We start from the raw sequence: 24,856 nt of genomic DNA on the forward strand, positions 1-24,856 counted from the left end.
CCGGACCGGGGGAGAGGTTCCCCCGCATGTTCCGGCTCGCCCACCTCTCCGATCCCCATCTCGGACCGCTCCCCAAGCCTCGCCTGCGCGAACTCGCGGGCAAGCGCATGACCGGCTACATGAACTGGCGCCGCGGGCGCGACCGGATCCACGACATGGGGATCCTGGAGCGGCTCGTCGCCGACATGAAGAGCTTCGAGCCCCAGCACATCGCCTGCACAGGCGATCTCATCAATATCGGCCTGCATGGCGAGTTTCAGGTCGCGCGCGAGTTCCTGCAGGATCTCGGCGCGCCCGACAAGGTGAGCTTCGTCCCCGGCAACCATGACGCCTATGTGCGCACCACGATGCGCGACATCGAGCGCTTCCTGTCGCCCTGGATGACGTCGGACAACGGCAAGTTCGAAGGGTTCCCCTATGTGCGCCTGGTCGGCCCGATGGCGATCGTCGGGCTGTCCTCCGCGGTGCCGACCGGGCCCTTCGTGGCCTCCGGCACGCTCGGCCGCGAGCAGCGCGAGAAGATCGCCAACGTGCTGGCCTTTTTGGCCCAGCAGCCCCTGGCGCGCGTGATCCTGATCCACCACCCGCCCCATCGCAGCGGCAGCAAGACCGGCCGGGGCCTGACTGATTCGGCCGCCCTGGAGGAGATCCTCGCCCAGACCGGCGCGGACCTGATCCTCCACGGCCACAACCACGTCACCTCGGTGAACCGCATCGCCGGGCCCGGCGGCAAGCTGATCCCGGTCGTGGGGGTGCCGTCCTGCTCGGCCATCCGGGGCACGTTGACGCACCGGGCCGGCTATCACCTGTTCGACATCGACCTCACCGAGAGCGGCCCCGTGATCACGGGGCGCACCCGCGGCCTGCAGGCCGACGGAGCCATCATCGACATCGGCACGCTGCCGCTCTGAGCCTCAGCCCAGGAAAGGCAGGCCCAGGAAGGCCAGGCCGCCGCGCGCCTTCCACCAGGCGGCCAGGAACAGCAGCCCCGCGCCGACGATCATCCCGAGCAGGAATGCGAAGACGAGGTCGCCGACCGTGTAGCGGCGCTCCCGCCGGGGCGCGGCCTCGATCGCGGCGGCGCGCGCGAGCGGCTCCGCGGCGGGCTCCGCCGGACGTAAGGCCGCCAGCGGCGACAGCGTCTCCCCGGCCAAGGCGCGTTCTCGCTCGACCAGGCGGCGGCCCAGATAGGACGTCACCGCCTCGACGATCGGCTCCAGCCGCTCGCTCTCGGCCAGCGCCAGGCGCCCGCCCCGGGTGTCCTGGATGAACCGGAAGGTGCGCCGGTCCCGACCCATCTCCACATAGGCCACCATGTCGACGAAGAGGCGCGGCTTCTCGGCGCCGACGATGCCGAAATCGAACATCTCGGCGTCGTTCGGAATCTGCGCCACCACGGGCGCCAGCTCTTCCCGCAACATTTCGAGCCGGGCCAGTTCCGCCCCGCGCAGCTCAGCCACGGCGCCGGACCGCTCGGCTTCCTCGATGCGCGCCTGGCGCATGGCCGCTTTGAGGTCCGGGCCGCGAGACCGCTTGGGGAAGGCGAAGACGGGGTCGTCCATGAACGGGCTCGAATACGCTGGCTGGCACCGGATTGGTGAACAGAGAGTAAACGTTTGCAGGGTCGCCCGTAAAGCGCACCCGGGTCGTCGGCCACAGCAGAGCCAAGCCTCGTCCCGCCCTTTCGATGGAGTCTCAGAAAAGCCCTTCGTTCCGAAGGTTTAGAGGCGGTGTGTGAACAGGTTCACATTGGAAGCGAATGGCGTCGACTAAGCTTGCATCGGCGGCCGACCAGCCGCTCATGTGCTCGACAAACTTGGCCGGACCGCAAGGTCCGGCTCCCTTTGCCGCGGCCAGGTCAGCCCGCGTTGGCGGAACGCAGGCGATACACCCGCAACGGGCCGTTCCGGACAGCGAGCTCCAGCCAGGCCGGGGGAGTCCCCGCCGCGAGCGCCGCGGCCAGACCGCCCGCCCTGTCCTGCTCGGGCGTGCGCCCGCACAATGCGACATAGCGAACGCCACGCGCGCGGAGGCGCTCTTCGGCCCCGTCCAGGCTCCCGGCCAGCAGGTCGTGGGACGCGAGGATTCCGGCCGCGTTGCGGTGATAGGGCGCGCCCAGGACCGTGTGGGCCGTGGTCCCGGCCAGCACCAGGGGACCGAGGTCGACCCCGCCCAGCACCAGTCCCGGCGGCAGGGCGCCGATCGGATTGAAGACGTTCGGCTCGGCGCAGCCGGGTTCCGAGAGGCTGGTCTGGCCCGGGCTGCGGGACGGCGCCGCGGCGGGCGCAGGGGCCGCGCTGGCGCTGGCGACGCCGGACGGCGCGCCGGGACCCGTCCCGAAGGCCATGTTGAGCAGCATGCCGGGCGCCGAGACGGCCAGCACGCCCGCGAGCGCCGCCGACCCGACGTGATCGGGCCGCACCTGCATGCGCCTCACCGCCGTCGCAAGCCCCGCTGCGATCAGCGGGCTGGCGAAGGCGTTGACGTAATAGGCGCCGCGGACCTGCCCGGCCGCGACCAGCAAAGCCACGCCCATCAGGACGAGGCAGAGCGTCGGGCCTGCGGCCCGCGTCGGCCGCCCCTTGGCCAGGACGGCCCAGGACGCCACGCCGAAGGCGGCCGCCACGGCCGTGATCGTGGCCAGCATGTCGGCGCTGCGCAACAGCCTGAGCAGAGGCTCCATCTCCTGCACGCCGTTCAGCCAGACGGGGCCGAGGCGCGGATCGATCTCGGCCACCGGCCCGCGCAGGCAATGCGGCCCGAACGCCGCCACGGCGGCGAGCGCCACGGCTCCCGGCGCGACGGCGAAGGCCAGCCTGCCCGCGCCCGACGGCGTGCGCCGCATCAGGAGCGCGCCGGCCGCCAGCGCGAGTCCGCCCGCGACGGCGGCGCCCAGATAAGGAGCGGAGATCGCATCGCAATGCGCCGCCATCACCTGTTGCGGCGGGACCGTCGCCGCCGTGAGCAGCGCGGCGCCGCCGGCGAGGCCGAGCCCGAACAGGACGACGCCGGGCCCGGTCCGGTCGGGATCATGGGCCGCCATCAGCGCGGCCGCGCCGCACAGCACGACGAGATAGGGCAGCGTCTCGATGCCCACCGCCAGCATGACGGCGCCGGCGAGCCCTGCCACGAGGCCGGCCCAGCGCTGCGTCGGAAGGCGCAGCATCGCCGCGAGCGCGGTCAGGCAGGCCAGGATCTGGAGATTGTGATGATCGATGCGGCCGGCGAAGAACTGCGTCCCGGCCGGCCCGACGACGCAAAACAGCATGAGCGCGACCGGAACGGAGGCGCGTCCCCCCAGGCTGCGGGCGATCGAGGCCACCACGGCGAGCGCCGGCAGGAGCAGCAGCGTCGGCCAGAGCGCCATCGCGACCCGCTCCGCGGCGTCGGCGGGCAGCGGCAGGCGCAGGAGCGCGATCAGGACGGCGATGGGAGCGTCGACCAGCCGCGACCAATGCATGACAAGGCCGTCCGGCGGATCGACGCGATGCTGCGTCAGGTCGAACCAGCCCTGCCCGGCCAAGAGGTCCCGGACCTGGACCAGCCGCATGACGTCGTCGGTGTCGAGGTCGCGGACGCCGAAGACGCTCGTGGACTTCGCCAGGAACAGCGCGCCGGCGACGCCCCAGGCGAGCGCGACGGCGGAACGGGGCTGCATGCTCCCGGTGAGGAATGCGGACAAACGGCTCATGGCGACCCCATTTCTGGGGCGCATCATACGGATGCGACCTTAACGAAGCGCCTTCGGCTCAGCCCTTGCGGACGTCGTCGTCGTCCAGGATGCGCACCGCCGCGCCGTCGAGGTCGTCATACTGGCCGCTCTTCAGCGACCACAGGAAGGCGCCCAGACCCAGGAGGCCGAGGCTGAGCGCGATGGGCAGCAGATAGACCAGGATGTTCATGACGGGCTTTTCACGGGATCACGCGCGCCGGGCGCTGGGCCGCAGACGCGGCGCGCGGCGGCCATGGCTGCGTAACCGGCGAGGCCGCTGCGGGTTCCGTCGCCCGGATGCGGGCCCGCAGCGCGTTGAGGGTGACGATGATGGAGGAGCCCGACATGGCGGCCGCCGCGATCAGCGGCGTGACATGCCCCATGATGGCCAGCGGCACCGCGACGAGGTTGTAGACCACCGCGATCCCGAGATTCTGGCGCATGACGACATTCGCCTTGCGGGCGAGCTCCAGCGCGTCAGCGACGGGCTTCAGGCGCTCGCCCAGGAACAGGGCGTCCGCCGAGGCCTGCGCCAGATGCGCGGCGGTGACCGGCGACAGCGACGCGTGGGCGGCGGCGAGCGCCGGGGCGTCGTTCAGCCCGTCCCCGACCATCAACACCCGGCGCCCCTCGGCCGCCATGGCCTCCAGGGCGGCGATCTTCTGCGCCGGCTTCAGCCCGGCCCGCCAGTCCTCCACGCCGAGCGCCCGCGCCGCCTCGGCCACCGGCCGCTCGCGGTCGCCCGACAGGATGGCGATCGCGTAGCCCCGCCGGCGCAGCGCTTCCACGACCGCGACGGCGTCGGGCCGAAGCGTCTGGTGCAGCAGCATCACGGCCCGCTGCTCGCCCTGCTGGACGGCGATCAGCGTGGCCTCCGGATCGCCCGCCAGGGCCTCGGCCGCCAAAGCCTCGGCCCCGCAGAAGACGGCGCTTCCGAGCCGCGCCTCGACGCCGTCGATGCTGGCCGAGACGCCGTGGCCGGCGTCCTCGCGCGCGCCCGGATAGGGCGTCGACCCCAGCGCGCCGGCCGCGAGAGCCGCCGCCAGCGGGTGCCGGCTCGACAAAGCGAGGCGCCGGGCGCACGCGAGCAGGTCCGGCGCGATCTCATGCGCGTTGGCGACGCGCGGTTCGGGCGAGGTCAGCGTCCCCGTCTTGTCGAAGGCGATCACGTCGACGGCGGCGAGCCGTTCGATGGCGTCGCCGCTCTGCAGCAGCACGCCGGCCTTGAACAGCGCGCCGGAGGCGACGACCTGCGTGGCCGGCACGGCCAGCGCCAGCGCGCACGGGCAGGTGATGATCAGCACCGCGATCGCGGTGATCAGCGCGTCATGGACGCCGGCGCCGAGCGCCAGCCAGCCGAGCGCGGTCGCCAGCGCCGTCACATGCACGATCGGCGAATAGACGCGCGCCGCACGGTCGGCGAGCCGCAGATAGCGCGAGCGGGCGTTGGCGGCCGTCTCGACCAGCCGGTTGACCTCGTCGAGCAGCGTGCCCTCGGCCGCGGCCCTCACCCGCACCACGAGGGCGCCTTCGAGATTGACCGTGCCGGCGTACACCATGGCGCCGGGGCCCACGGGCTCGCGCGCCGTCTCGCCGGTGACCAGGCTGGCGTCCACCAGCGACCGGCCGTCCTCCACGACGCCGTCGACGCAGACGCGGTCGCCGGGGAGCAGCATCACACGGTCGCCAGGCTTCACGGCCTTGACGGGCGCCTCGCGGATCTCCCCGTCCGGGCCAATGATGGCGGCGGTCTCGCCCCGAAGCGCCAGGAGGTTGCCGGCGACCGCCCGCGTCCTGCGCCGCATCGCCTGGTCGAGCACCCGTCCGAGCAGCAGGAAGAACAGGAGCATCACGGCGGAATCGAAATAGGCGTGGTGGGCGTGGTGGATCGTCTCGTAGAGCGACATGCCGAGCGCCAGCGACACGCCGAGCGAGATCGGCACGTCCATCGTCATGCTGCGCGCCCGGATGGCCCTCAGCGCGTTGCGGAAGAAGGGCTGGCCCGCATAGGCGGCCGTCGGCAGCGCGATCAGGGCGGAGAGCCAGTGGAACAGGTCGCGCGTCTCGTCGGTGATGTCGCTGACATTGCCGGACCAGACCGACACCGAGAGCAGCATGATGTTCATGGCCGCGAAGCCCGCAACCGCGAGGCAGCGCAGCAGGAAGCGCATCTCGGCGGCCTCGATCTCCTCCTGCCGGGACGGCTCGAAGGGATGCGCCCGGTAGCCGAGCTCGCCCAGCCGCGCCACGACCCGGGAGGCGTCGAAGCCGGGCTCGCGCCATTCCACGGCGAGCCGCCGGTTGGTGTAGTTGAGCCTGGCCGAGACGAGCTCCGGCAGGCCGCGCAAGCCGCGCTCGATGTCGCCGATGCAGGCCGCGCAGGTGATCCCCTCGACGGCGAGGTCGAGGCGCCGGGCGCCGTCGGGGCGGGTCTCGATCAGGGCGGAGTAGTCGAACGCGGGGGACACGTGAACCTCCTGTGAGCCGGACGCCCGGCGTGGACGGCGCCTTACGGCAGCATGATGCGGCTGCGCGAGCGGAACGCGCGCTGGTCGCCCCGGACGATGTCGAGCACCAGGTCCCACTGGCCCGGCGCGACGCCCTCGACCGCCGCGCCGTAGCGCCCGCCGCCCAGGGCCGTGAGCTCGACGCCGCGGTCCTCCCGCTTGTCGGCGGGCCGTTCGAGCGTGGCGCGCAGCTCGACGCCCGCCAGCGCCATGGCGTTGCGGTCGGACGCGATGACGTCGATCCGCGCGTGGCCGTCCGGGCCGCGCGTCACCGAGGCGTTCACCGTCCAGCCGAGCTCGGCCTGCCGCCTTGCGTCGGCCAGCTCGGCATTGAAGGCGAGCCCGTCCTTGTAGGGCGTGGCGCTCTCCATGCCGCTGAAGGTCTTGATGGCGACATGCATCATGTAGCCGTTGACGGCGAACACCACGCCGAAGAAGCCCAGCAGGATGAGGATCACATGCCGCCCATTGAGGCGAAATCCACGGTCGTTCATGGCGACGTCGCTCATGGCGCGCTCCCCGGTCCCTTGAAGAAGTCGTCCGCATAGGCCGTCGCGCCGCTGACGATGTCGGTCAGGCGGAAGCGCAGGTTGCGGGATTCGACGGCGTCGCCCTTGGGCGTCGTCACCAGGGCCCGCAGCTCGCGGGTCTGGTCCGGCAGCACCTCCAGGACGGCCGATTGCTCGGCCCGCCCGGGCTCTCCGATGATCTCCAGATGCGCGTCGGCGATGCCGAGGATCTCCAGCCGGTAGGGCCGCGCGTCGAGAGACTTGTTGGTGAGCCGCACCGTGAAGGCGTTGCGGATCGAGCCGTCGGCCAGCTTCACGAAGACGGGGTTGCGGTCATGCAGCGCGCTCACCCCGATCGTGGTGCGGGTCGCCAGCGTATAGGCCATGAAGCCCCCGATGGCGGCGATCAGCCCGGCGTAGAGCACCGTCCGCGGCCGGACGAGGTGGTATTCGGGCTCCTCTCGCGCGATACGCCGCTGCACGTTGACGTCGGTGTCGTAGCCGATCAGCCCGGTGGGCCGCCCGATCTTGACCATGACGTTGTCGCAGGCGTCGATGCACAGCCCGCACTGGATGCAGCCGAGCTGCAGGCCGTCGCGGATGTCCACGCCCGTCGGGCACACATTTACGCATTGGTGGCAGTCGACGCAGTCGCCCGCCGGCTCGCCGCGCAGGCGCGCCGCCTCGGCCTTCTTGGCGGAGAGGCGCGGCTCGCCCCGGTCGTACCGGTAGGTGACGTTGAGGGCGTGCTCGTCGGTGAGCGCCGCCTGGATGCGGGGCCAGGGGCACATATAGAGGCAGACCTGCTCGCGCATGAAGCCGGCGAGCGAGTAGGTCGTGAAGGTCAGGATGCCGATCCACACATAGGCGACCATGGGCGCCTGGAACGTCACCAGCTCGCGCACCAGCGTCGGCGCGTCGGCGAAGTAGAGCACCCAGGCGCCGCCGGTCCACCAGGCGACGAGGAGCCAGATGGAGTGCTTCAGCACCTTCTGGGCGATGCGCTCCAGGTCCCACGGGCCCTGCGACTTGCGGATCTGCTCGCGGCGGTCGCCCTCGATCAGGCGCTCGACGGCGTAGAAGAGGTCGGTCCAGACCGTCTGGGGGCAGAGATAGCCGCACCAGAGCCGGCCCGCGACGGCGTTCATCAGGAACAGCCCGAGCGCCGCCAGCACCAGGAGCCCGGTGATGTAGTAGAGCTCCTGCGGCCAGATCTCGATCATGAAGAAGTAGAAGCGCCTGTTCGGCAGGTCGAGCAGCACGGCCTGGTCGGGGGCGTTCGGCCCCCGGTCCCAGCGCACGAAGGGCAGGAAATAGTAGACGCCCAGCGTGACGATCAAGATCGCCCACTTGATCGTGCGGAACTTGCCCTTCACGGCCGCCGGGAAGATATCCTTGCGGGCCTCGTAGAGCGGGGCGTCGTCGTCCAGGTCGGCGACGGCTGCGGGGGAGCCGGCCTGCGCTGCGCCGGGGGTCAAGCCCGCGACTCCGGTTTCGACGGGTCTCATGGCGATGCCTCGAAGAGCCGAATGGGGGAGCGGGCCCGGCGCTCTTCGTCCGCCGGACCCGGGCAGGATGGAGGCGGCCCTTTACTGGCCGCCGCCCAGGGAGTGCACATAGACGGTCAGGGCCTTCACGGTGGTCGGATCGAGCCGGCTGGCCCAGGTCGGCATCACGCCGCCGCGGCCATTCGTGATCGTCTCCTCGAGGGTGGCCTGGTCGCCGCCATACAGCCAGATATTGGCCGTGAGGTTGGGCGCGCCGACCTCCGGGTTGCCCTTGCCGGCGTCGCCGTGGCAGGCGGCGCAGTTCTCGGCGAAGAGCTTCTGGCCCTTGGCCGCGTCACCGCGCTCCGGCTTGTTCCCGGCCAGCGTCCGCACATAGGCGGCGAGGTTCGGGATCTCGGCCTTGGGGATGATGCCGTCCTTGCCGAAGGCCGGCATCGGCCCCATGCGGGAGTCCGGGTCCTCGTTGCGGATTCCGTGCAGGATGGTCTGCTGGATCGCCTCCAGCGAGCCGCCCCAGATCCACTGGTCGTCGTTCAGGTTCGGGTAGTTCTTCGCCCCCTGCGCGCCCTGCCCGTGGCACGGAGCGCAGTTGTTGCCGAAGGCGGCCTTGCCGAGCGCCCGCGCCACCGTCAGCAGCTTGGGATCCTTCTCGATGTCGGCCAGCGGCGCGGCGGAGAGCTTGGCGACGGTGTCGCCGCGCATCGCCGTCAGGGCGGCCATGTCCTGCTCGATGGCCGTGCGGGTCTGGTACCCGAGCACGCCCCTGGTGTAGCCGCTGACCAGCGGCCACGCCGGATAGGCGATGACATAGCCGACCCCCCAGACGATGCAGGCGTAGAACATCCACAGCCACCAGCGCGGCAGCGGCGTGTTCAGCTCCTGGATGCCGTCCCAGTCATGCCCGGTCGTGGCGACGCCCGTGACGGCGTCGAGCTTGGTGTTCTCGGCGGCCATCGCGGTCAGTCCTTTTCGAGCGGCAGGCGCGCAGCATCGTCGAACTGGGCGCGGTTCTTGGGGTTGAGGGCGTAGGCGAGCGCGAGGGCGAACATCACCACGAAGCCGACGGTCCCCCAGGTTTGGGCAGTCTCAGACAGAAATTCGTAAGTCACCGACGCCTCCTCAGCGCACGTTCGCCTTGTCGTCGTAAGTCTTGAAGTCGACCATCGTGCCCAGCACCTGCAGGTACGCCACGAGAGCGTCCATCTCGGTGACCTCGGACGGATTGCCGTCGAAGTCGCGGGCCAGCGCCTTGGGGTAGCGCTTGGCGAGGTCGGCCGCGCCCGGGTCGTCGTTGGCCGCCTGGGCCAGGACGTCGCCCTTGGCCTTGGCGATCATCTCCGGCGTATAGGGCACCCCCACGGTGGCCTGCGCATTCATGTCGTCGGCGATGTGCTCGTAGTCGAGCGCCGTCGTCGCCAGGAACGGATAGCCGGGCATGATGGACGCGGGCGCCACGGCGCGCGGGTTCACCAGGTGGGCGCGCTGCCACTCGTCCGAATACTTGCCGCCGACGCGTCCGAGATCCGGCCCGGTGCGCTTGGAGCCCCACTGGAACGGATGGTCGTACATGCTCTCGGCCGCCAGCGAGTAGTGGCCGTAGCGCTCCACCTCGTCGCGCAGCGGACGGATCATCTGCGAGTGGCAGTTGTAGCAGCCCTCGCGCAGATAGATGTTGCGGCCCGCCAGCTCGAGGGGCGTGTAGGGGCGAACGCCCTGCACGGCCTCGATCGTGCTCTTCAGGTAGAAGAGCGGGGCGATTTCCACGAGCCCGCCGATCGCGACCGCGACCAGGATGCCCACGAGGAGGACGAGCGAGTTCTTTTCGAAGACTTTGTGCTTGGCCCAGACGGACATGGGAGCCCCCTTACTCTGCCGGAACCAGCTGGGGACGGATGTCCGCGACCGCCTGGGTCTCGGGCGACGTGATCGTCTTCCAGATGTTGAAGGCCATGATGAGAGCGCCGGCGAGGAACAGCCCGCCTCCCAGCGCGCGGATGACGTAGAAGGGATGCATCGCCTCGACGGTCTCGATGAACGAGTATTCGAGGAAGCCGAGGCTGGTGTAGGCGCGCCACATCAGGCCTTGCAGGATGCCCGACACCCACATCGCCGAGATGTAGAAGACGATGCCGATGGTCGAGACCCAGAAGTGCCAGTTCACCAGCCGCAGCGAGTAGAGGCGGCTGCGGTTGAACACCCACGGCACCAGGCAGTAGATCGCCCCGAAGGAGACGTAGCCGACCCAGCCCAGCGCGCCCGAATGCACGTGGCCGATGGTCCAGTCGGTGTAGTGGCTGAGCGAGTTCACCGACTTGATCGACATGAGCGGCCCCTCGAAGGTCGACATGCCGTAGAAGGCGACGGACACCACCATCATGCGCAGCACCGGATCGGTGCGCAGCTTGTCCCACGCGCCCTGCAGGGTCATGAGGCCGTTGATCATTCCGCCCCAGGAGGGCATCCACAGGATGATCGAGAACACCATGCCGAGCGTCTGCGCCCAGTCGGGCAGCGCCGTGTAGTGCAGGTGATGCGGGCCGGCCCAGATATAGATGAAGATCAGCGCCCAGAAGTGCACGATCGACAGTCGGTAGGAATAGACCGGCCGCTCGGCGCGCTTCGGGATGAAGTAGTACATGATGGCCAGGAAGCCGGCGGTGAGGAAGAAGCCAACCGCGTTATGGCCGTACCACCACTGCACCATGGCGTCCTGCACGCCGGACCAGACGATGTAGGACTTGGGCGAGTAGATCGACACCGGCACGGCGGCGTTGTTGCCGAGATGCAGCATCGCGATGGTGACGATGAAGGCGAGGTAGAACCAGTTGGCCACGTAGATGTGCGGCTCCTGGCGCTTCCACAGCGTCGTCAGGAAGACCAGCAGGTAGACGACCCACACCACCGTGAGCCAGAGATCGGCGTACCACTCGGGCTCGGCGTATTCCTTGCCCTGCGTAATGCCGAGCAGGTAGCCGGTGCCGGCGATGACGATGAAGAAGTTGTAGCCCAGCACCACGAACCAGGGGGCGATGTCGCCGGCCAGCCGCGCGTGGCAGGTGCGCTGCACGACGTAGAAGGACGTCGCGATCAGCACGTTGCCGCCGAAGGCGAAGATCACCGCGGAGGTGTGCAACGGCCGCAGGCGACCGAAATTGATCAGCCCGAAGTCGAAGTTCAGCGCCGGGAACGCCAGCTCGAGCGCCGCGTAGAGCCCCACCGTGAAGCCGGCGATGCCCCACACGACGGCCGCGATCGTGGAGAACTGGATGGGCCCGTAGCTGTAGTTCGGCCGGCCGTCGACGACCTGCGCCGGCGCTTCGGCCGGCCGGCTGAAGTAGCGGTTGAAGATCGCGAACACCGCCGCGACGCTGCCGGCCGCGAACAGATAGGCATGGAAGGCGTAGGCTGGCGTCCACGCTTTCGCGGCGATCAGGATCGAGAGGGCCGCGAGCGCCGCGAACGCGATCGCGGCTCCCCCCTCGCCGATCGTGATGCTCTTACTGGTAGACGCCGTATGCGCCATGTCTTCCCCCTTGGGACCGTGATCCGCTCTCAGCGCCTCTCCCGAGCGACGCCTGGCATGGACCAAGGGCCGCGGGGTTCGGCTGGATTGAGGGCACCATGGGGAGGGCGCTGGGGGCGCGCGTTGACCTCGATCAACATGCCGCCGAGACAAAAGGCCAAGCCGGCCGATCTCCGGCCGAAACGGCTGGAATTCGAGGCTGCGCCTGCAAAGCGGGCCGGATGCGAAGGACTACGTAGGGGTTCGCCACAAGGGGCCGGAACGGCGATTCCAGCCGTCCGGGCTTCGCCCGGGCCGGATCGACTCAGGCCGCGGACTTGCGCTCGTCCGGCCGACGATGAGGCTCCAGGGCGGCCAGCGTCGCGTCGAGCTGCTCGCGCAGGTCGGCGACCGCCGCCGCGTCGACGCGCTCGCCATCGACGCGCACGCGCTTCTCGCAGGCGCCCGCCAGCGCGGCGACGCGCACCGCGCCGATGTTGAAGCTCATCGATTTCAGCGCATGCGCCGCCTTGGCCTGGTCTTCCGGGTCGGCGGCGAGCGACGCCTCCAGCTCGGCCAGCGCCTTGGGGGCGTGGTCGACATAAAGGCCCACGATGCGGGCCAGGAAGGCGCCGCCGTCCGACGAGGCCATGCCCTCCAGCTCGCCGAAGGTCGCGGGATCGAGGAGTTCGGCCTCGCCCGCCGGTTCGGGCTCGCCCGGCGCCGGGGACGAGGGCGCCGGGGCGGCCGCGCCCTCCTGGCCGGCCAGCCACGGCGCGAGGCTCTCGGCCAGGGCGGCGATCGTGAACGGCTTGTGCAGGATCCCGTCCATGCCGGCGGTCGTCCATGCGTCGGCGGCCGAGCCGACCACATGCGCCGTGAGGGCGATGATCGGCAGGCGGGCGCGGCCCTCCTGCGCCTCCAGGGCCCGGATGCGCCGCGACGCCTCGAAGCCGTCCATCTCCGGCATGCTGCCGTCCATCAGGATCAGGTCGACGCCGCCGCGCCGCGCGATCTCGACAGCGCCGCGGCCGTCCACCGCGACCTCGGCCTGCACGCCGAGCCGCGCCAGCGCCTCCACGGCGACCTCGCGATTGACCGGGCTGTCGTCCGCCACCAGCACGCGCCGGCCCTGGAAGCGCGGCGCGGCGTCCGTGCGGGCGCGGCGCTCGCCGCCGAGGGCGCGCAGCGACTGGCCCAGCGCCAGGCGGCGGCCAAGTTCGTCGAGCTCCGCCGCCGCGAGCGGGCGCACCAGGAGCGCGTCGGCGACGCCGCCGTCCTCCAGCTGGCGCTCCGCCCCGTCCCCCATGGTGGTGAGCGCCACGACGCTTCGCGCGCCGGTCCGGCCCGCGCGGGCCAGGGGAGCCAGGACCGCGCCCTCGGCGAACAGCACGTCGCAGGCCGGCAGCGCGCCGTCCCCGGAGACCAGTTCGGCGGGATCGCGCCGCTCCACCCCGTAGCCGCAGGCCGCCAGGTGGTCGGCGGCCACCCGCGCGGTGGCGTCGCCGCGCACCGCCACGATGGCCAGCGGACGCCGGCCGTCCGGCGCGGGCGCCCGCGGCAAGGCGCGCGGCGCGCCCGCGTCGCGGATCGGGATCGAGAACGCGAAGACCGAGCCCCGGCCGGCCTCGCTCGTCACCCGGAACGAGCCGCCCATGGCCTCGACGAGGCGCTTGGAGATGGCGAGCCCGAGGCCCGTGCCGCCGAATTTGCGCGTGGTGCTCTGGTCCACCTGCGAGAAGGCGGAGAACAGCTTGTCGATCTTGTCCGCCGGGATGCCGATGCCGGTGTCGCTCACCGCAAAGCGCAGGCGCGACGGATCGTGCGGGTCGAGCCCGATCGAGAGCAGGACATGGCCGCGCTCGGTGAACTTGATGGCGTTGTTGACCAGGTTGCCGATCACCTGGTTGAGCCGCACCGGATCGCCCAGCAGCGTCGCGGGCGTATCGGGAGCGACATGGGCCGCCAGATCGAGGCCCTTGTTCTGGGCGCGCTCCCAGAACAGGCTGAGCACGGTGTCGGCGGCCTCGGCGGGGTCGACCGGGATCTGCTCGACCTCCATCTTGCCGGCTTCCACCTTGGACAGGTCGAGGATGTCGTTGATGATCGCCAGCAGGCTCTTGCCCGAGCGCGCGATGACCTCGGCGTAGCGGCGCTGCCGGGCCGGCAGGTCGCCGGCCGAGAGCAGCTCCGCCATCACCAGCACGCCGTTCATGGGGGTGCGGATTTCGTGGCTCATGGTGGCCAGGAAGTCGGACTTGGCCGCATTGGCGGTTTCGGCCGCGTTCTTGGCCACGCTGAGATCGTGCGTGCGCTCCAGCACCTGCTGCTCCAGATGCGCCCGGTGGTCCGCCAGCTTGACGTCGCGCTCGCGGATCTCGTGCATCATGGCGTTGAAGCTTCCGACGAGCTGGCCGACCTCGTCATTGGCCTCCTGCCGGGCGACGCTGTGGAAGTCGTGCTCGTCGCGCACGCGGGTCATGGTCGCCGCGAGGCTGAGGACGGGCTGGGTGATCGAGCGCTGCATCCGCAGCGCCGCCGCGAGGCCAAGGCCGATCGCCGCGACGCCGCCCGCCAGGCTGATGGCGAGGGTGCGCAGGAGCGCGGCCATGAGCCCGTCGGCCGGCATCACCAAGGTGAGCCGCCCGATGGGCTCGCGCCCGGGAAACCTCACGGGCTCGACCACCTGGATGGTGCGGCTGCGCAGCATCGCCCAGAGCGAGGCGTCGGACTGGCCGCCAAGGCTGCTGTCGCGCACCAGCCGCGCCGTCTGCCCGAGATCGGCCAGCATGCGCCCGTTCAGCGTCTCGACGCCGATGAACGAGATGGCGCCGCCTTCGCCGCCGTCGAAGGCCCGCATGCCCACGAGGGCGTCATAGATCTGGGCCTCGTTCTCGCTCTCCACGCCCTTCGCCACCGCGGCGGCGAACACCCGCGCGGCGTTGACCAGGATGGTCCGCCGGCTCCTGGCGAACTCGTCGGCCGTATGCGCGACCGCCACGAGCGTGCTGGCCAGGACGGTCAGGCTGACGGCGGCGAGGACCAGCCGCACGAGCTTCGTCCGGATGGACCGGAATGGAGGGGCAGCGGACAAGGCGAAGTTCCGTGGATCCGATGCTTAATGAGACCACCGAGATCTGACGAAGCCCTTAATGATCACGAGGCTAGACAAAAATCAACTCCCGAGTGCAAGAAGGTTGAAGTAAAAGAATTGTCTGTGTAGCGCTGAGAACTGCGCAGTTGGAGCAATAAATGCTTCACGTTTGCCCGATAGTTTCAGACGAAATGCTTCAGAGTGCATAGAAATGCTGCTCGGGAAACGAAACCCGCTCGAACTGGCGTTCATCTCGGAAGACGGAGCCAGAATCCTCGTCGCCGACGACGACCCCATCCTGCTTGAATTCGCCAACCTGCACATCGCGTCGTCGCAGGTCGAGGTCGTGACGGTCGAGGACGGCGTCGCCGCCTGGGAGCGGCTGGAGGAAGGCGGGTTCGACCTCGCCATGGTCGATCTCGACATGCCGCGCCTGGACGGGCTCGGCCTCATCATGCGCATCCGGGCCGAGCCGAAGCTCGCCGCGCTTCCGGTCGTGGTCGCCACCGGGCGCGACGACCTCTTCGCCATCGACCGGGCCTACGAGGTCGGCGCCACCTCCTACGTCACCAAGCCGATCAACTGGCGGCTGCTCACCTACCAGCTCCGCTTCGTGCTGCGCGCCGACCGCGCCGCCAAGGCGGCGGCGCTGGCGCGCAGCCAGGGCCCTGCCGCCGACATGGGAGCGGCGGCGGCGTGATGGCGCTCCGAGCGGTCTCGCGCATTATCCGGAGGTTCGCCCGGAACAGCAGCGGCGGCTTCAGCGTGGTGGCCGCGGTCGCCATGCCGGCCCTGGCCAGCGCCGCCATGCTGGCCGTCGATCTCAGCAAGGTCTACCAGCAGCAGAGCGTCCTGCAGTCGGCCGCCGACAGCGCCGCGATCGCCGGCGCCAGCGAGTTGCGGGTCGCCAACGCCGACTCCCGCCGCGTCGCCGCCGTGTCGCTGAACTACGTGGCCTCCAAGATCGGCGCGAGCCTCAGCCCGACGCAGCCCGACAGCTCCGCCGTGACGACGGCCCAGCAGCCCTCGGCCGGAGGCCCTGCCGCCCCCCAGACCTCGACCGCGCTCCTGGTCAGCCGCAATGGCGACCTCACCAACGTCACCAGCGTCTTTGACGGCGTCGGCGCGACTGTGGCCATCAAGCTGCGCCAGGACGTCGCCACCGTGATGGCCCGCTATGTCGCCCCCTCCCTGACGGAGGTCGAGGCGACCTCGACGGCCCGCATGATGGGCGCCGCGCCGCTGTGCATGATTTCCCTGGAGGAGACCACCAGCCAGGCGCTCTGGCTGCAGGCGGGCTCGCGGGTCACGGCCAATGGCTGCGCGGTCTATTCGAATTCCTCATCGTCGTCGGGCCTCGTCGTCGACGCGACCTCCTCGGTCACGGCCACCAAGGTGTGCAGCGTGACGACGCCGGCCTCCCGGGTGAACTCCACGCCGGCGCCGGTCGCCTGTCCGGCGCTGCGGCCGGACCCGCTCGGCTACAGGACGGCGCTGGCGGCGTCCTGCCCGCTGAACCTTCCGCCGCTCGTCATCCAGGGATCCGCCAGCGTCATGCTGCCGCCGGGCCTCTATTGCGGCGGCATCACCATCAAGGACAACGCCGTCGTCACCCTCACGGGCACCAGCGGGCTGCCGGGCGGGATCTACGTCATGGGAGGCGACCTCCAGGTCAAGAACAAGGCCGTGCTCAAGATGCTCGATACGAACGCCGGCGCGGCGTTCTACTTCACCGGGCAAAAGAGCCGCTTCGTCTTCGACGACGAGACGCAGGTCGCCCTCTCGGCGCCGCGCACGGGCGAACTCGCCGGCTTCCTGTTCTTCGAGGATCCGGGCCGGGCGACCTCCGGAGACGCGCCGCTCAACTTCGAGATCAAGAGCAAGAAAGTCACCCAGCTGCTCGGCACCATCTACCTGAAGAACGGGATCCTGCGCATGGACCTCGACGCCAAGGGGGCCGGCGCGATCGCCGACCAGTCCGCCTTCACGGTGGTGGTCGCCCGCAAGGTGCAGCTGAAGGACGGCCCGAACCTGGTGCTCAACAGCAACTACGCCGGCACATCGGTCCCGGTGCCGCAGGGCGTGGGCCCGACGGGCGGAGTCATCGCCCTCTCGAAGTGACGTCGCGCGGGCGGCGCCGCACGCGGGAATCGACTAGTGTTCCGGTTTTGGACACCGGATAGGTTCTCCGCATGGAATGGTCGCCCCAGCAGGACGAAGCGCTGAAGCAGGTCGCCGCCTGGCTGAAGCGCGGGACTCCGCAGGTCTTTCGCCTGTTCGGATTCGCCGGCACCGGCAAGACCACGCTGGCCCGGCACTTCGCCGAGGGCATCGACGGCGAGGTCGCCTTCGGCGCCTATACGGGCAAGGCGGCCCATGTGCTGCGCCAGAAGGGCTGCGCCGACGCCGCCACGATCCACAGCCTGATCTACAGGCCCAAGGCGATGGAGGACGAGGAGGCCCCGCTCTTCACGATCAATCGTGAGAGCGCGGCCAGCAAGGCCGACCTCATCGTCATCGACGAGTGCTCGATGGTGGACGAGGAGCTCGGCCGCGACCTGCTCTCCTTCGGCGTCCCCGTCCTGGTGCTGGGCGACCCGGCGCAGCTGCCCCCCGTGAAGGGCGGCGGGTTCTTCACCGAGCACGAGCCCGACGCCATGCTGACGGAGGTGCACCGCCAAGCGCGCGACAACCCCATCATCCGGCTCTCGATGGAGATCCGCGAGGGCGCCGAACGCCTCGCCGTCGGCGACTACGGCGACAGCCGCGTGATCCGGCGCGCCGACATCGACGCCGGGGCCGTGCTGGCCTGCGACCAGGTCCTGGTCGGCCTCAACAAGACGCGGCGCCTCTACAATCGCCGCATGCGCGAGCTGAAGGGCTTCCGCGACCCCATGCCGGCGGTCGGCGAGAAGCTCGTCTGCCTGCGCAACGACAAGAAGAAGGGCCTGCTGAACGGCGGCGCCTGGACCGTGAAGGCCCTGCGCGAACCGCTGAAGGGCTTCGTGCGCCTGGAGCTCACCCCCGAGGACGAGGGCCGCCGCAAGGCCGTGAAGGTGAAGGTGCTGCGCGAGTTCTTCGAGGGCGAAGGCGAGGAGATCCCCTTCATGATCCGGCGCGAGTCCGACGAATTCGACTACGGCTACGCCATGACGGTGCACAAGTCGCAGGGCTCGCAATGGGACGACGTCGTGCTCTTCGATGAGAGCTGGGCCTTCCGCGAGCACCGCACGCGCTGGCTCTATACGGGGCTCACCCGCGCGGCGCGGCGGATCACCGTCGTGGTCTGATCGGCCTGCGGCGCGGGCTCAGACGATCCCGTTGCGCAACTCGGATTCGCCCCGCCACAGCCGGCCGAGATTGTCCATCAGGATGGCCAGCACATGGGCCTCGTAGCGGCGCGTCTCCCCCGCCGAATGCGGCGTGACGATCACGTGCGGCATCGCCCAGAGCGGCGACGTCGCGGGCAGCGGCTCGTCGTGGAAGCAGTCCAGCCCGGCCCCGGCGATGCGGCCCTGGGCCAGCGCTTCCGTGAGCGCCGCCTCGTCCACCACCTTGCCGCGCGCCACGTTGATGAACAGCGCCCCCGGCTTCAGGGCCGCGATCGCGTCGCGGCCGATCAGCCCCTGGGTCTCCGGCGTCAGCGGGCAGGTCAGCGCCACGACGTCGGCCTCGGCGAGCGCCTCGTTCAGCCGGTCCGGGCCCACCACCGCGTCGGCGACGCCCGGCAGCGGCGCCGTGTTGCGCTTCACCGCCACGATGCGCATGTCGAAGGCCCGCGCCAGCGCGGCCAGCCGCGACCCGATGCGCCCCATGCCGACGATGACCAGCGTCTTGCCGCCGAGCTCGTCCTCCCGGCGGGTGCGGTCGCCGATCATCGGGCGCCAGTGGCGCCTCGCCTGGTCGTCGCGGGCGAGATGCAGATGGCGGGTCAGCGACAGCAGCAGCCCCATCGCGTGCTCGGCCACGGCGCGCTCGTTGCCGCCCTGGGCGCTGGCGAGCCTCACGCCGCGGCTCTTCAGCAGCTCCTTGTTGAACTGGTCGGTGCCGGCGCTGATCGACTGCACGAAGCGAAGCCTCGGCGCCCGCTCCAAGAGCGCGTCCCGCCACGCGAAGGAGATCATCAGGACGTCGACCTCCGGCATCCGTGCCATCAGGGCCTCCGGGGTCGAGACCTGGAAATGCCGGACCCCCGTGTCCAGCGCCGCGAAGGCGTCGGCGAGCTGGTAGGCCCCATGCGCGAAGCCGATCGTCAGGGAGGAACGGTCAGGGATCAGGCTCATGGCGGTCTCTCGGGGACGCGGGACCGCCCAGCATTAGCGCCTGCGCGGCCCCCCGGGAAGCACGGCCGCGCGGCTACGCACAAATGCGGATGGCGCGCCCCGCGCCGGCGGGAGAGACTGCCCCCATCCCCCGGACGCGCCGCGAATGCGCGGCCCATCCATTGCGCCCGACAGGGCCGTCACCGGGGGAGACACCATCATGATCGAGGCCGCCATCGTCGCCGCCTTCACGTTCGCCGGGCTGCTGCTCGGCGTCGTCGCCGGGGCCAAGCCCAGCTTCGTCCTGTTCGCCCTGGCCTATGCGGCGGCCGGCGCCGCGCTGGTCGCGGCCGTGCGGTCCACCGGGCCTAGGCTGGCGGAGAGCGAAGCGCAGCTTACCCTCGAGCAGGCCGAGCCCGCGCGCGCCAAGGCGGCCTGAGCGGCCGGCGTCCGCGCGTCAGGCCGCCTTTTCGCGGATCTGGTAGTCCTTGATGTCAGAGAACCGCACCTTGGGGGCCCGCTCCTCGTCATAGCGCAGCGAGAACGGGCTCGCCGCCATGAACACGGGCGCGCCGTCGAGATCCGACGCGATCGCCGACAGGTTGGCGTCGATGAACTTGTCGAGGTCCGGCCGGCTGTCGGAGGCGATCCACCGGCAGATCGAGAAGCGCGTCTGCTCGTAGTCGATCGGCAGGCCGTATTCGGCCTGCAGCCGCTCCTTCAGCACGTCGAGCTGCAGCGCGCCCACCACGCCCACGATGGCGCCCGAGCCGTCATGCGGGATGAAGAGCTGCACCACCCCTTCCTCGGCCATTTGCTGGAGAGCCTCGCGCAGCTTCTTGGCCTTCATGGCGTCCTGCAGCTTCACGCGGCGCAGGATCTCGGGCGCGAAGCTCGGGACGCCGCGGAAGAGCAGGTCCTCGCCCTCCGTGAGCGTGTCGCCGATGCGCAGGGTGCCGTGGTTGGGGATGCCGACCACGTCGCCCGCCCAGGCCTCGTCCGCGATGGCGCGGTTGCGGGCGAAGAAGAACTGCGGCGTGTTCAGCGCCATCGGCTTGCCGGTGCGCACCAGCTTGGCCTTCATGCCGCGGCTGAGCCGGCCCGAGCAGACGCGCATGAAGGCGATGCGGTCGCGGTGGTTTGGGTCCATGTTCGCCTGGATCTTGAACACGAAGCCGGTCATGCGCGGCTCCTCGGCCTCCACGCGGCGGGTGTCGGCGTCCTGCCCGCGCGGGGGCGGGGCGAAGGCCGCGAGCGCGTCGATGAGGTCGCGCACGCCGAAATTGCGCAGCGCGCTGCCGAAGAACACCGGCGTGAGATGGCCCTCGCGGAAGGGCTTCAGCTCGAACGGCCGGCAGGCCTCGCGGGCCAGCATGATCTCCTCCGCCCAGGCGTCGCGCTCGTGCTCGGGCAGCATCTCCAGCACGGCCGGGGAGTCCGGGCCGTTGACGGGCTGCGCCTCGTCGTCGGCGTCGAGCCGGCGGACGGTGTTCTTCGCCAGGTCGTAGGTGCCCGCGAAGCTCTTGCCGCGGCCGATCGGCCAGTTCACCGGGGCGGTGTCGAGGGCCAGCGTCTTCTCGATCTCGTCCAGCAGGTCGAAGGGATCGCGGCTCTCGCGGTCCATCTTGTTGATGAAGGTGACGATCGGGATGTCGCGCAGGCGGCAGACCTCGAAGAGCTTGCGGGTGCGCGCCTCGATGCCCTTGGCGGCGTCGATCACCATGATGGCGGAGTCCACCGCCGTGAGCGTCCGGTAGGTGTCCTCCGAGAAGTCCTCGTGGCCGGGCGTGTCGAGCAGATTGAAGACGCAATCGGCGTATTCGAAGGTCATCACCGAGGTGACGACCGAGATGCCGCGCTCCTTCTCGATGCCCATCCAGTCGGACCGGGCGCTGACGCGATTCTTCTTCGCCTTGACCTCGCCGGCGAGCTGGATCGCGCCGCCGAACAGCAGCAGCTTTTCGGTGAGCGTCGTCTTGCCCGCGTCCGGATGCGAGATGATGGCGAAGGTCCGCCGGCGGGCGACGGGCGAGCCGTCAGTCGTGCTGGCGTCGGTCTTGGAACCGTCGGTCATGGAACCTGCGATCGTGCTGCTGGGCGGCCCGCCCGAGCTGGCGGCCGCTTCCCTGCGACAGAATGGACCAGGGTCTTTCGCACTTGCGGAAGACGGTCGTCGCCCCACATAATCGCTTACCGAAACAATTGAAAGGAGGTGATCCAGTGTCTCATTGTCATCAGCCGCGCCTGACGGTCTCGACCTGGATCTCCGCCCGTGCGGAGTTTCGCGCCTGAGAAGGCGCAACCGGGTCCCGTGAGGACCGCGGACCGACAATGGAAAGGCCGTCCCGCGAGGGGCGGCCTTTCTTGTTGAGCGCTGCGTCAGCGCCGCGGAGGAACCCGCACCGTGCCCGTGTAGGTCGGATCCGGCAGATCGCGAGCGTCGCGCGTCCGCTGGGCTGCGCGCGCCGGTCCCGCCGCCGGCGGCGGGGCCGCCGGCTTCGCCGGGGCGGAGGCGGCTTCCTGGGCGGCTTCGGCGCGCAGCTTGGCCCGCGCTTGCGCCCGCGACAGCCGGTCAGCCTCGTTCTCGTCGAGGATGACGTCGTGATGCGGGGACGCCAGCACCCGCTCGGCCGGCCGCAGCAGAGCCTCCCAGGATTGGCCCGGGATCTTGCATCCGCAGCCCGGATTGACGCTGCGCCGGTAGAGGAAGGCCGAGCGCAGCGCGCCGTAGCGCTGCCCGCCCATCGAGACCGCGTCCGCCATGGAGCCGCTCGCCGATGTCCTGAAGACTTCGGTCCGCGCGCCCGGGCAGAGCGACGTGCACATGTCCTGCGCGTCGCCGCCGCGGACGGATTGATTGAGTGGGAAATAGAACCCGTCGCAGGTGCGCACGCACGCGAACCGGCCGCCTTTGGCCATGAAGCGCTTGCGCAACGGCGAGCCCGGCGGCTCGACGGGAGTCTCGCTCACCTCATAAAGGCCAGCCTCGGCGATCGAGGCCAGGTAGCCGGCGCTGACGCCGCCGGGCGGCGGCGCAGCGTGCGGACCATAGGACAGGGAGGCCGTCGCGGTGGGAGACGGCGCGGGGCTGGACGGCTCGCGGGGCGCCGGTGCGTTGTAGAGCGCCTGGTTCGCATTCATGCGCGGCGCCGGAGCGGCGTTCGGCGGAGCGATCCTGGGTTGGACCGGCGCCTGCGCCTGCATCTCGGGCGGCCGAGCCTGCGCGCGTTGCGGGGCCTCGGGTGCGGCGACCTTGCGAGGCTGGGGCGAAGGCGTGGCCGGACCCTGCACGACCGGGCGAGGCTTCGCCGTCGGCCCAGAGACCGGCTCGGGCTTCGCCGGGACGGACTGCGTCGGCCGGGGCTCGGGCGCGGCGTGCGCCTGAAGGCGAGGCGCGGCGCGCTGTGGCCAGGCCTGCGGCGGGGTCTGATGCGTCGAGGTCTGCTGCGGGGCGGCTTGCTGCGCTTGGGTCTGCGGCGAGGTTCGCTGTGCACCGGTCTGCTGCGACGAGGTGCGCTGAGGGGCGGTCTGTTCCGGCGCGGTCTCTTGCGCCAACCCGGGGGTCGCCTCCCGGGGGACGGGCCGCGCCGTTGTCGCCCTGCCCCGTCGCGCCGGCGCTTCCGGCTTCGCCGCAGCGTCGTCATCCTCGACAGGCGCCAGCGCCAGCGGGGGACGCGAACCCTCTGGCCCGCAGGCGGTCACGCGCGCGCCGAACCAATGGTTGAGCTGGAGCTCGCGATGGATGGCGGCGAGCCGCTCGGCCAACACGGCGCAGTAGTCCTCGGCCCCGGTCATCACCGCCGGCCGTCGCGCGCACCCCATCGCCCCGTAGGAGGCGTGCAATTGGCCATATTCGCTGCGCAGCGCACCGTTGATCGCGGCGCGGTCGCTCCAGGGCCATCGACGTTGGTCCGGGCAGCTCTCGGCGTTCGCCGGCGCTGCGATCGCCAGGCCCAGCATCACGGAAAGGACAGTTAAGGATCTCGAAGCCATGGCGAAAACTTGCCATGATCATCTCACACCATGCTTAAAGAGCATGGTTAGCAAATATCAAAGGTGAAACTGCCGAGATCGTGGTTAACAGAAGGTGGGTGGCGGCGGCGGTTCAGCCCGCCGATCCGCTCACGAGCCGCAGGCGGGGCCTCTGGGCTCCGCTCATGAAGGTCAGCGCCACCCAGTCCTCGTCGGCGGCGCTCTCGATGGCCCTGTAGCCGAAGCTCTGCGCGAAGGCGCGGGCCTGGTCCAGCGCGTCGCGGCCGATCCGCGCGTCGAAGCGCCTGAGCCCCGCCGCCATGCTGGCGGCCAGGACGCCGATCTCGAACCCCTCGTCGAACTCCGCCGACCGGCCCGGGAAGCGGACCGTCAGGCCATCCTGCACAGTCATGCGACGCATGAAGATATCCCCCTGCGTCAAATCTCGAACAACATGGTTAACGAATTCTGAGCGGGCGTCGGCGCACGCGCGCCGCCCGGATGGAACATCGGCGACGGTCCCGAATTGGACGTTCGACCCAACACCCAAGCGAGGCGCCGCGCAGCACCCATGACCCATGATCACCACGACCCAGCCCCCCGCGCCACGCAGACGGAGGGCCAGACCGACGTCCTGCCGCTCGCCGAGGAGAGCCTCGTCGTCGGCAAGCAGGACGTCGTCACCGGCCGGGTGCGCGTCCGGACGCAGACGAAGGAGACGCAGGAGATCGCCAGCCTCGACCTGGCCAGCGAGGACGCCGACGTCGTTCGCGTCCCGATCGGCCGCGAGGTCGACGCCGCGCCCCCGGTCAGGACCGAGAACGACGTCACCATCGTGCCGATCCTCGAAGAGGTGATGGTGGTGGAGAAGCGCCTCGTCCTGAAGGAGGAGCTCCATATCCGCCGCCGGACCTCGGTCGAGAGCTTCGAGGAGCCCGTCACGCTGCGCCGCCAGGAGGCGGTCGTGGAGCGCGAGGACGCCACCGGCGTCGCCGTCGGAAAGCGCCCGTGAGCGAATCGACGCCAGCACGGTCAGGAGAGCCAAAATGAGCGAGTCCATCCAGTCCGGGACGGCCACCCCCACCGATCGCGCCCAGCATACGGTCGCGGCGTTGTTCGACAGCCGCGCCGAGGCCGAGCGCGCCGTCGACGCCCTGATCGAGGAGGGCTTCGACCGCAATGACGTCCGCCTCACGCCGGAGAGCGAGCGCGACCACGAAGGCTCCGACGTCGTCGAGGCGCCGCGCGCCGACACGGGCTTCTGGGCCTCTCTGCGCGACATGTTCTTTCCCGAGGAAGACCGGCACGTCTACGCCGAGGGCCTGCGCCGCGGCGGCTATCTGGTGTCGGTGCACACCAGCCCCGAGCATTACGAGAAGGCGATCGACATCCTCGACGACGAGGGCACGATCGACCTCGACGAGCGCGAGGCGGCGTGGCGCACGCAGGGCTGGTCCGGCTACGCCGGATCGGACTACGAGCCCGGCTCGTCGCTGGGCGGAGACGCCGCGCCTGCTGCGCCGACGGCCCGGGCCGCGCCCGCCTCCATGACCACCGCCGAGGACGCGTTCAACATCGAGGGCGCCCGCCAGGGCGAGCAGGCCCTCCCGAACGCGGAGGAGACCTCGCGGGTCGGCAAGCGCATCGTCCGGGGCGACCAAATGCGGGTCCGCAGCTACGTGGTCGAGACGCGCAACGAGACCGTCGGCGACGCGGTCCGCCGGACCGAGGTCGAGGTCCAGGACGAGCGCAACGTCCGCGGCGCCGGAGAGCCCGGCCGCCGATAGGCG

At 70.4% G+C, this 24,856-nt stretch carries 22 protein-coding genes; 7 read left to right on the plus strand and 15 right to left on the minus strand.

Annotated elements, in window-relative coordinates:
- Window positions 1-26: 26 nt before the first annotated feature.
- The gene (locus ABEG18_RS18515) at window positions 27-911 is read left to right on the plus strand and encodes a metallophosphoesterase family protein (RefSeq protein WP_406854520.1); all 885 of its coding nucleotides are present in this window, start codon (window positions 27-29) and stop codon (window positions 909-911) included.
- A 3-nt stretch (window positions 912-914) separates the two neighbouring features.
- Here the strand turns inward: ABEG18_RS18515 and ABEG18_RS18520 are convergent, their stop codons facing one another.
- From ABEG18_RS18520 to ABEG18_RS18570, 11 genes are all read right to left on the minus strand, one after another.
- Window positions 915-1,562: a hypothetical protein gene (locus ABEG18_RS18520; protein WP_406854521.1), complete on the minus strand. Its 648-nt coding sequence runs from the start codon at window positions 1,560-1,562 to the stop codon at window positions 915-917.
- 296 nt (window positions 1,563-1,858) lie between these two features.
- The gene (locus ABEG18_RS18525) at window positions 1,859-3,658 is read right to left on the minus strand and encodes a hypothetical protein (RefSeq protein WP_406854522.1); all 1,800 of its coding nucleotides are present in this window, start codon (window positions 3,656-3,658) and stop codon (window positions 1,859-1,861) included.
- Window positions 3,659-3,749: 91 nt separating this feature from the next.
- Window positions 3,750-3,902, minus strand: coding sequence for a cbb3-type cytochrome oxidase assembly protein CcoS (ccoS, locus tag ABEG18_RS18530; RefSeq protein ID WP_406854523.1), 153 nt, complete (start codon window positions 3,900-3,902; stop codon window positions 3,750-3,752).
- 10 nt (window positions 3,903-3,912) lie between these two features.
- Window positions 3,913-6,180, minus strand: a complete 2,268-nt coding sequence (locus tag ABEG18_RS18535; protein WP_406854524.1) for a heavy metal translocating P-type ATPase — start codon at window positions 6,178-6,180, stop codon at window positions 3,913-3,915.
- A 41-nt stretch (window positions 6,181-6,221) separates the two neighbouring features.
- Entirely contained in the window at window positions 6,222-6,728 is a 507-nt protein-coding gene (locus tag ABEG18_RS18540) for a FixH family protein (RefSeq protein WP_406854525.1), read from the minus strand.
- Window positions 6,725-8,236 (minus strand): cytochrome c oxidase accessory protein CcoG, encoded by a 1,512-nt coding sequence (gene ccoG / locus ABEG18_RS18545; protein WP_406854526.1) that lies wholly within the window; start codon window positions 8,234-8,236, stop codon window positions 6,725-6,727. The genes ABEG18_RS18540 and ccoG overlap by 4 nt, the downstream gene beginning before the upstream one ends.
- An 81-nt stretch (window positions 8,237-8,317) precedes the next feature.
- Entirely contained in the window at window positions 8,318-9,190 is an 873-nt protein-coding gene (ccoP, locus tag ABEG18_RS18550; RefSeq protein WP_406854527.1) for a cytochrome-c oxidase, cbb3-type subunit III, read from the minus strand.
- Window positions 9,191-9,195: 5 nt separating this feature from the next.
- On the minus strand, window positions 9,196-9,345 hold the full coding sequence (locus ABEG18_RS18555; RefSeq protein ID WP_406854528.1) for a cbb3-type cytochrome c oxidase subunit 3: 150 nt from the start codon (window positions 9,343-9,345) through the stop codon (window positions 9,196-9,198).
- Between the two features lie 10 nt (window positions 9,346-9,355).
- Window positions 9,356-10,090, minus strand: coding sequence for a cytochrome-c oxidase, cbb3-type subunit II (ccoO, locus tag ABEG18_RS18560; RefSeq protein WP_406854529.1), 735 nt, complete (start codon window positions 10,088-10,090; stop codon window positions 9,356-9,358).
- A gap of 10 nt (window positions 10,091-10,100) precedes the next feature.
- On the minus strand, window positions 10,101-11,759 hold the full coding sequence (gene ccoN, locus ABEG18_RS18565) for a cytochrome-c oxidase, cbb3-type subunit I (RefSeq protein WP_406854530.1): 1,659 nt from the start codon (window positions 11,757-11,759) through the stop codon (window positions 10,101-10,103).
- A 304-nt stretch (window positions 11,760-12,063) separates the two neighbouring features.
- The gene (locus ABEG18_RS18570; protein ID WP_406854531.1) at window positions 12,064-14,832 is read right to left on the minus strand and encodes an ATP-binding protein; all 2,769 of its coding nucleotides are present in this window, start codon (window positions 14,830-14,832) and stop codon (window positions 12,064-12,066) included.
- Between the two features lie 211 nt (window positions 14,833-15,043).
- Here ABEG18_RS18570 and ABEG18_RS18575 point away from each other — a divergent pair, with 211 nt between their 5' ends.
- The 3 genes from ABEG18_RS18575 to ABEG18_RS18585 all read left to right on the plus strand — a co-directional run bounded on the left by ABEG18_RS18575 (window position 15,044) and on the right by ABEG18_RS18585 (window position 18,122).
- A complete protein-coding gene (locus ABEG18_RS18575) occupies window positions 15,044-15,532 on the plus strand; it encodes a response regulator (RefSeq protein ID WP_406854532.1) in 489 nt (162 codons plus the stop codon).
- Entirely contained in the window at window positions 15,532-16,953 is a 1,422-nt protein-coding gene (locus tag ABEG18_RS18580) for a TadE/TadG family type IV pilus assembly protein (protein ID WP_406858644.1), read from the plus strand. The genes ABEG18_RS18575 and ABEG18_RS18580 overlap by 1 nt, the downstream gene beginning before the upstream one ends.
- 71 nt (window positions 16,954-17,024) lie before the next feature.
- Window positions 17,025-18,122 (plus strand): ATP-dependent RecD-like DNA helicase, encoded by a 1,098-nt coding sequence (locus tag ABEG18_RS18585; protein ID WP_406854533.1) that lies wholly within the window; start codon window positions 17,025-17,027, stop codon window positions 18,120-18,122.
- Between the two features lie 18 nt (window positions 18,123-18,140).
- Here the strand turns inward: ABEG18_RS18585 and ABEG18_RS18590 are convergent, their stop codons facing one another.
- Window positions 18,141-19,115, minus strand: coding sequence for a D-2-hydroxyacid dehydrogenase (locus tag ABEG18_RS18590; protein ID WP_406854534.1), 975 nt, complete (start codon window positions 19,113-19,115; stop codon window positions 18,141-18,143).
- Window positions 19,116-19,260: 145 nt separating this feature from the next.
- Here ABEG18_RS18590 and ABEG18_RS18595 point away from each other — a divergent pair, with 145 nt between their 5' ends.
- Window positions 19,261-19,533: a hypothetical protein gene (locus tag ABEG18_RS18595; protein ID WP_406854535.1), complete on the plus strand. Its 273-nt coding sequence runs from the start codon at window positions 19,261-19,263 to the stop codon at window positions 19,531-19,533.
- 18 nt (window positions 19,534-19,551) lie between these two features.
- Here ABEG18_RS18595 and ABEG18_RS18600 read toward each other — a convergent pair whose 3' ends face one another.
- The 3 genes from ABEG18_RS18600 to ABEG18_RS18610 all read right to left on the minus strand — a co-directional run bounded on the left by ABEG18_RS18600 (window position 19,552) and on the right by ABEG18_RS18610 (window position 23,487).
- Complete coding sequence (locus ABEG18_RS18600; RefSeq protein ID WP_406854536.1) at window positions 19,552-21,168, minus strand: peptide chain release factor 3; 1,617 nt, start codon at window positions 21,166-21,168, stop codon at window positions 19,552-19,554.
- A 305-nt stretch (window positions 21,169-21,473) separates the two neighbouring features.
- On the minus strand, window positions 21,474-23,087 hold the full coding sequence (locus ABEG18_RS18605) for a DUF2865 domain-containing protein (RefSeq protein WP_406854537.1): 1,614 nt from the start codon (window positions 23,085-23,087) through the stop codon (window positions 21,474-21,476).
- A gap of 112 nt (window positions 23,088-23,199) precedes the next feature.
- On the minus strand, window positions 23,200-23,487 hold the full coding sequence (locus tag ABEG18_RS18610) for a hypothetical protein (RefSeq protein ID WP_406854538.1): 288 nt from the start codon (window positions 23,485-23,487) through the stop codon (window positions 23,200-23,202).
- A 150-nt stretch (window positions 23,488-23,637) separates the two neighbouring features.
- Between ABEG18_RS18610 and ABEG18_RS18615 the strand changes: the two genes are divergently transcribed.
- Window positions 23,638-24,078 (plus strand): YsnF/AvaK domain-containing protein, encoded by a 441-nt coding sequence (locus ABEG18_RS18615; RefSeq protein WP_406854539.1) that lies wholly within the window; start codon window positions 23,638-23,640, stop codon window positions 24,076-24,078.
- A 34-nt stretch (window positions 24,079-24,112) separates the two neighbouring features.
- Window positions 24,113-24,853, plus strand: a complete 741-nt coding sequence (locus ABEG18_RS18620; RefSeq protein ID WP_406854540.1) for a hypothetical protein — start codon at window positions 24,113-24,115, stop codon at window positions 24,851-24,853.
- The last annotated feature ends 3 nt before the right edge of the window (window positions 24,854-24,856 follow it).

It is taken from the genome of Alsobacter sp. KACC 23698 (assembly GCF_045348435.1).
GTDB lineage: Bacteria > Pseudomonadota > Alphaproteobacteria > Rhizobiales > Beijerinckiaceae > Alsobacter.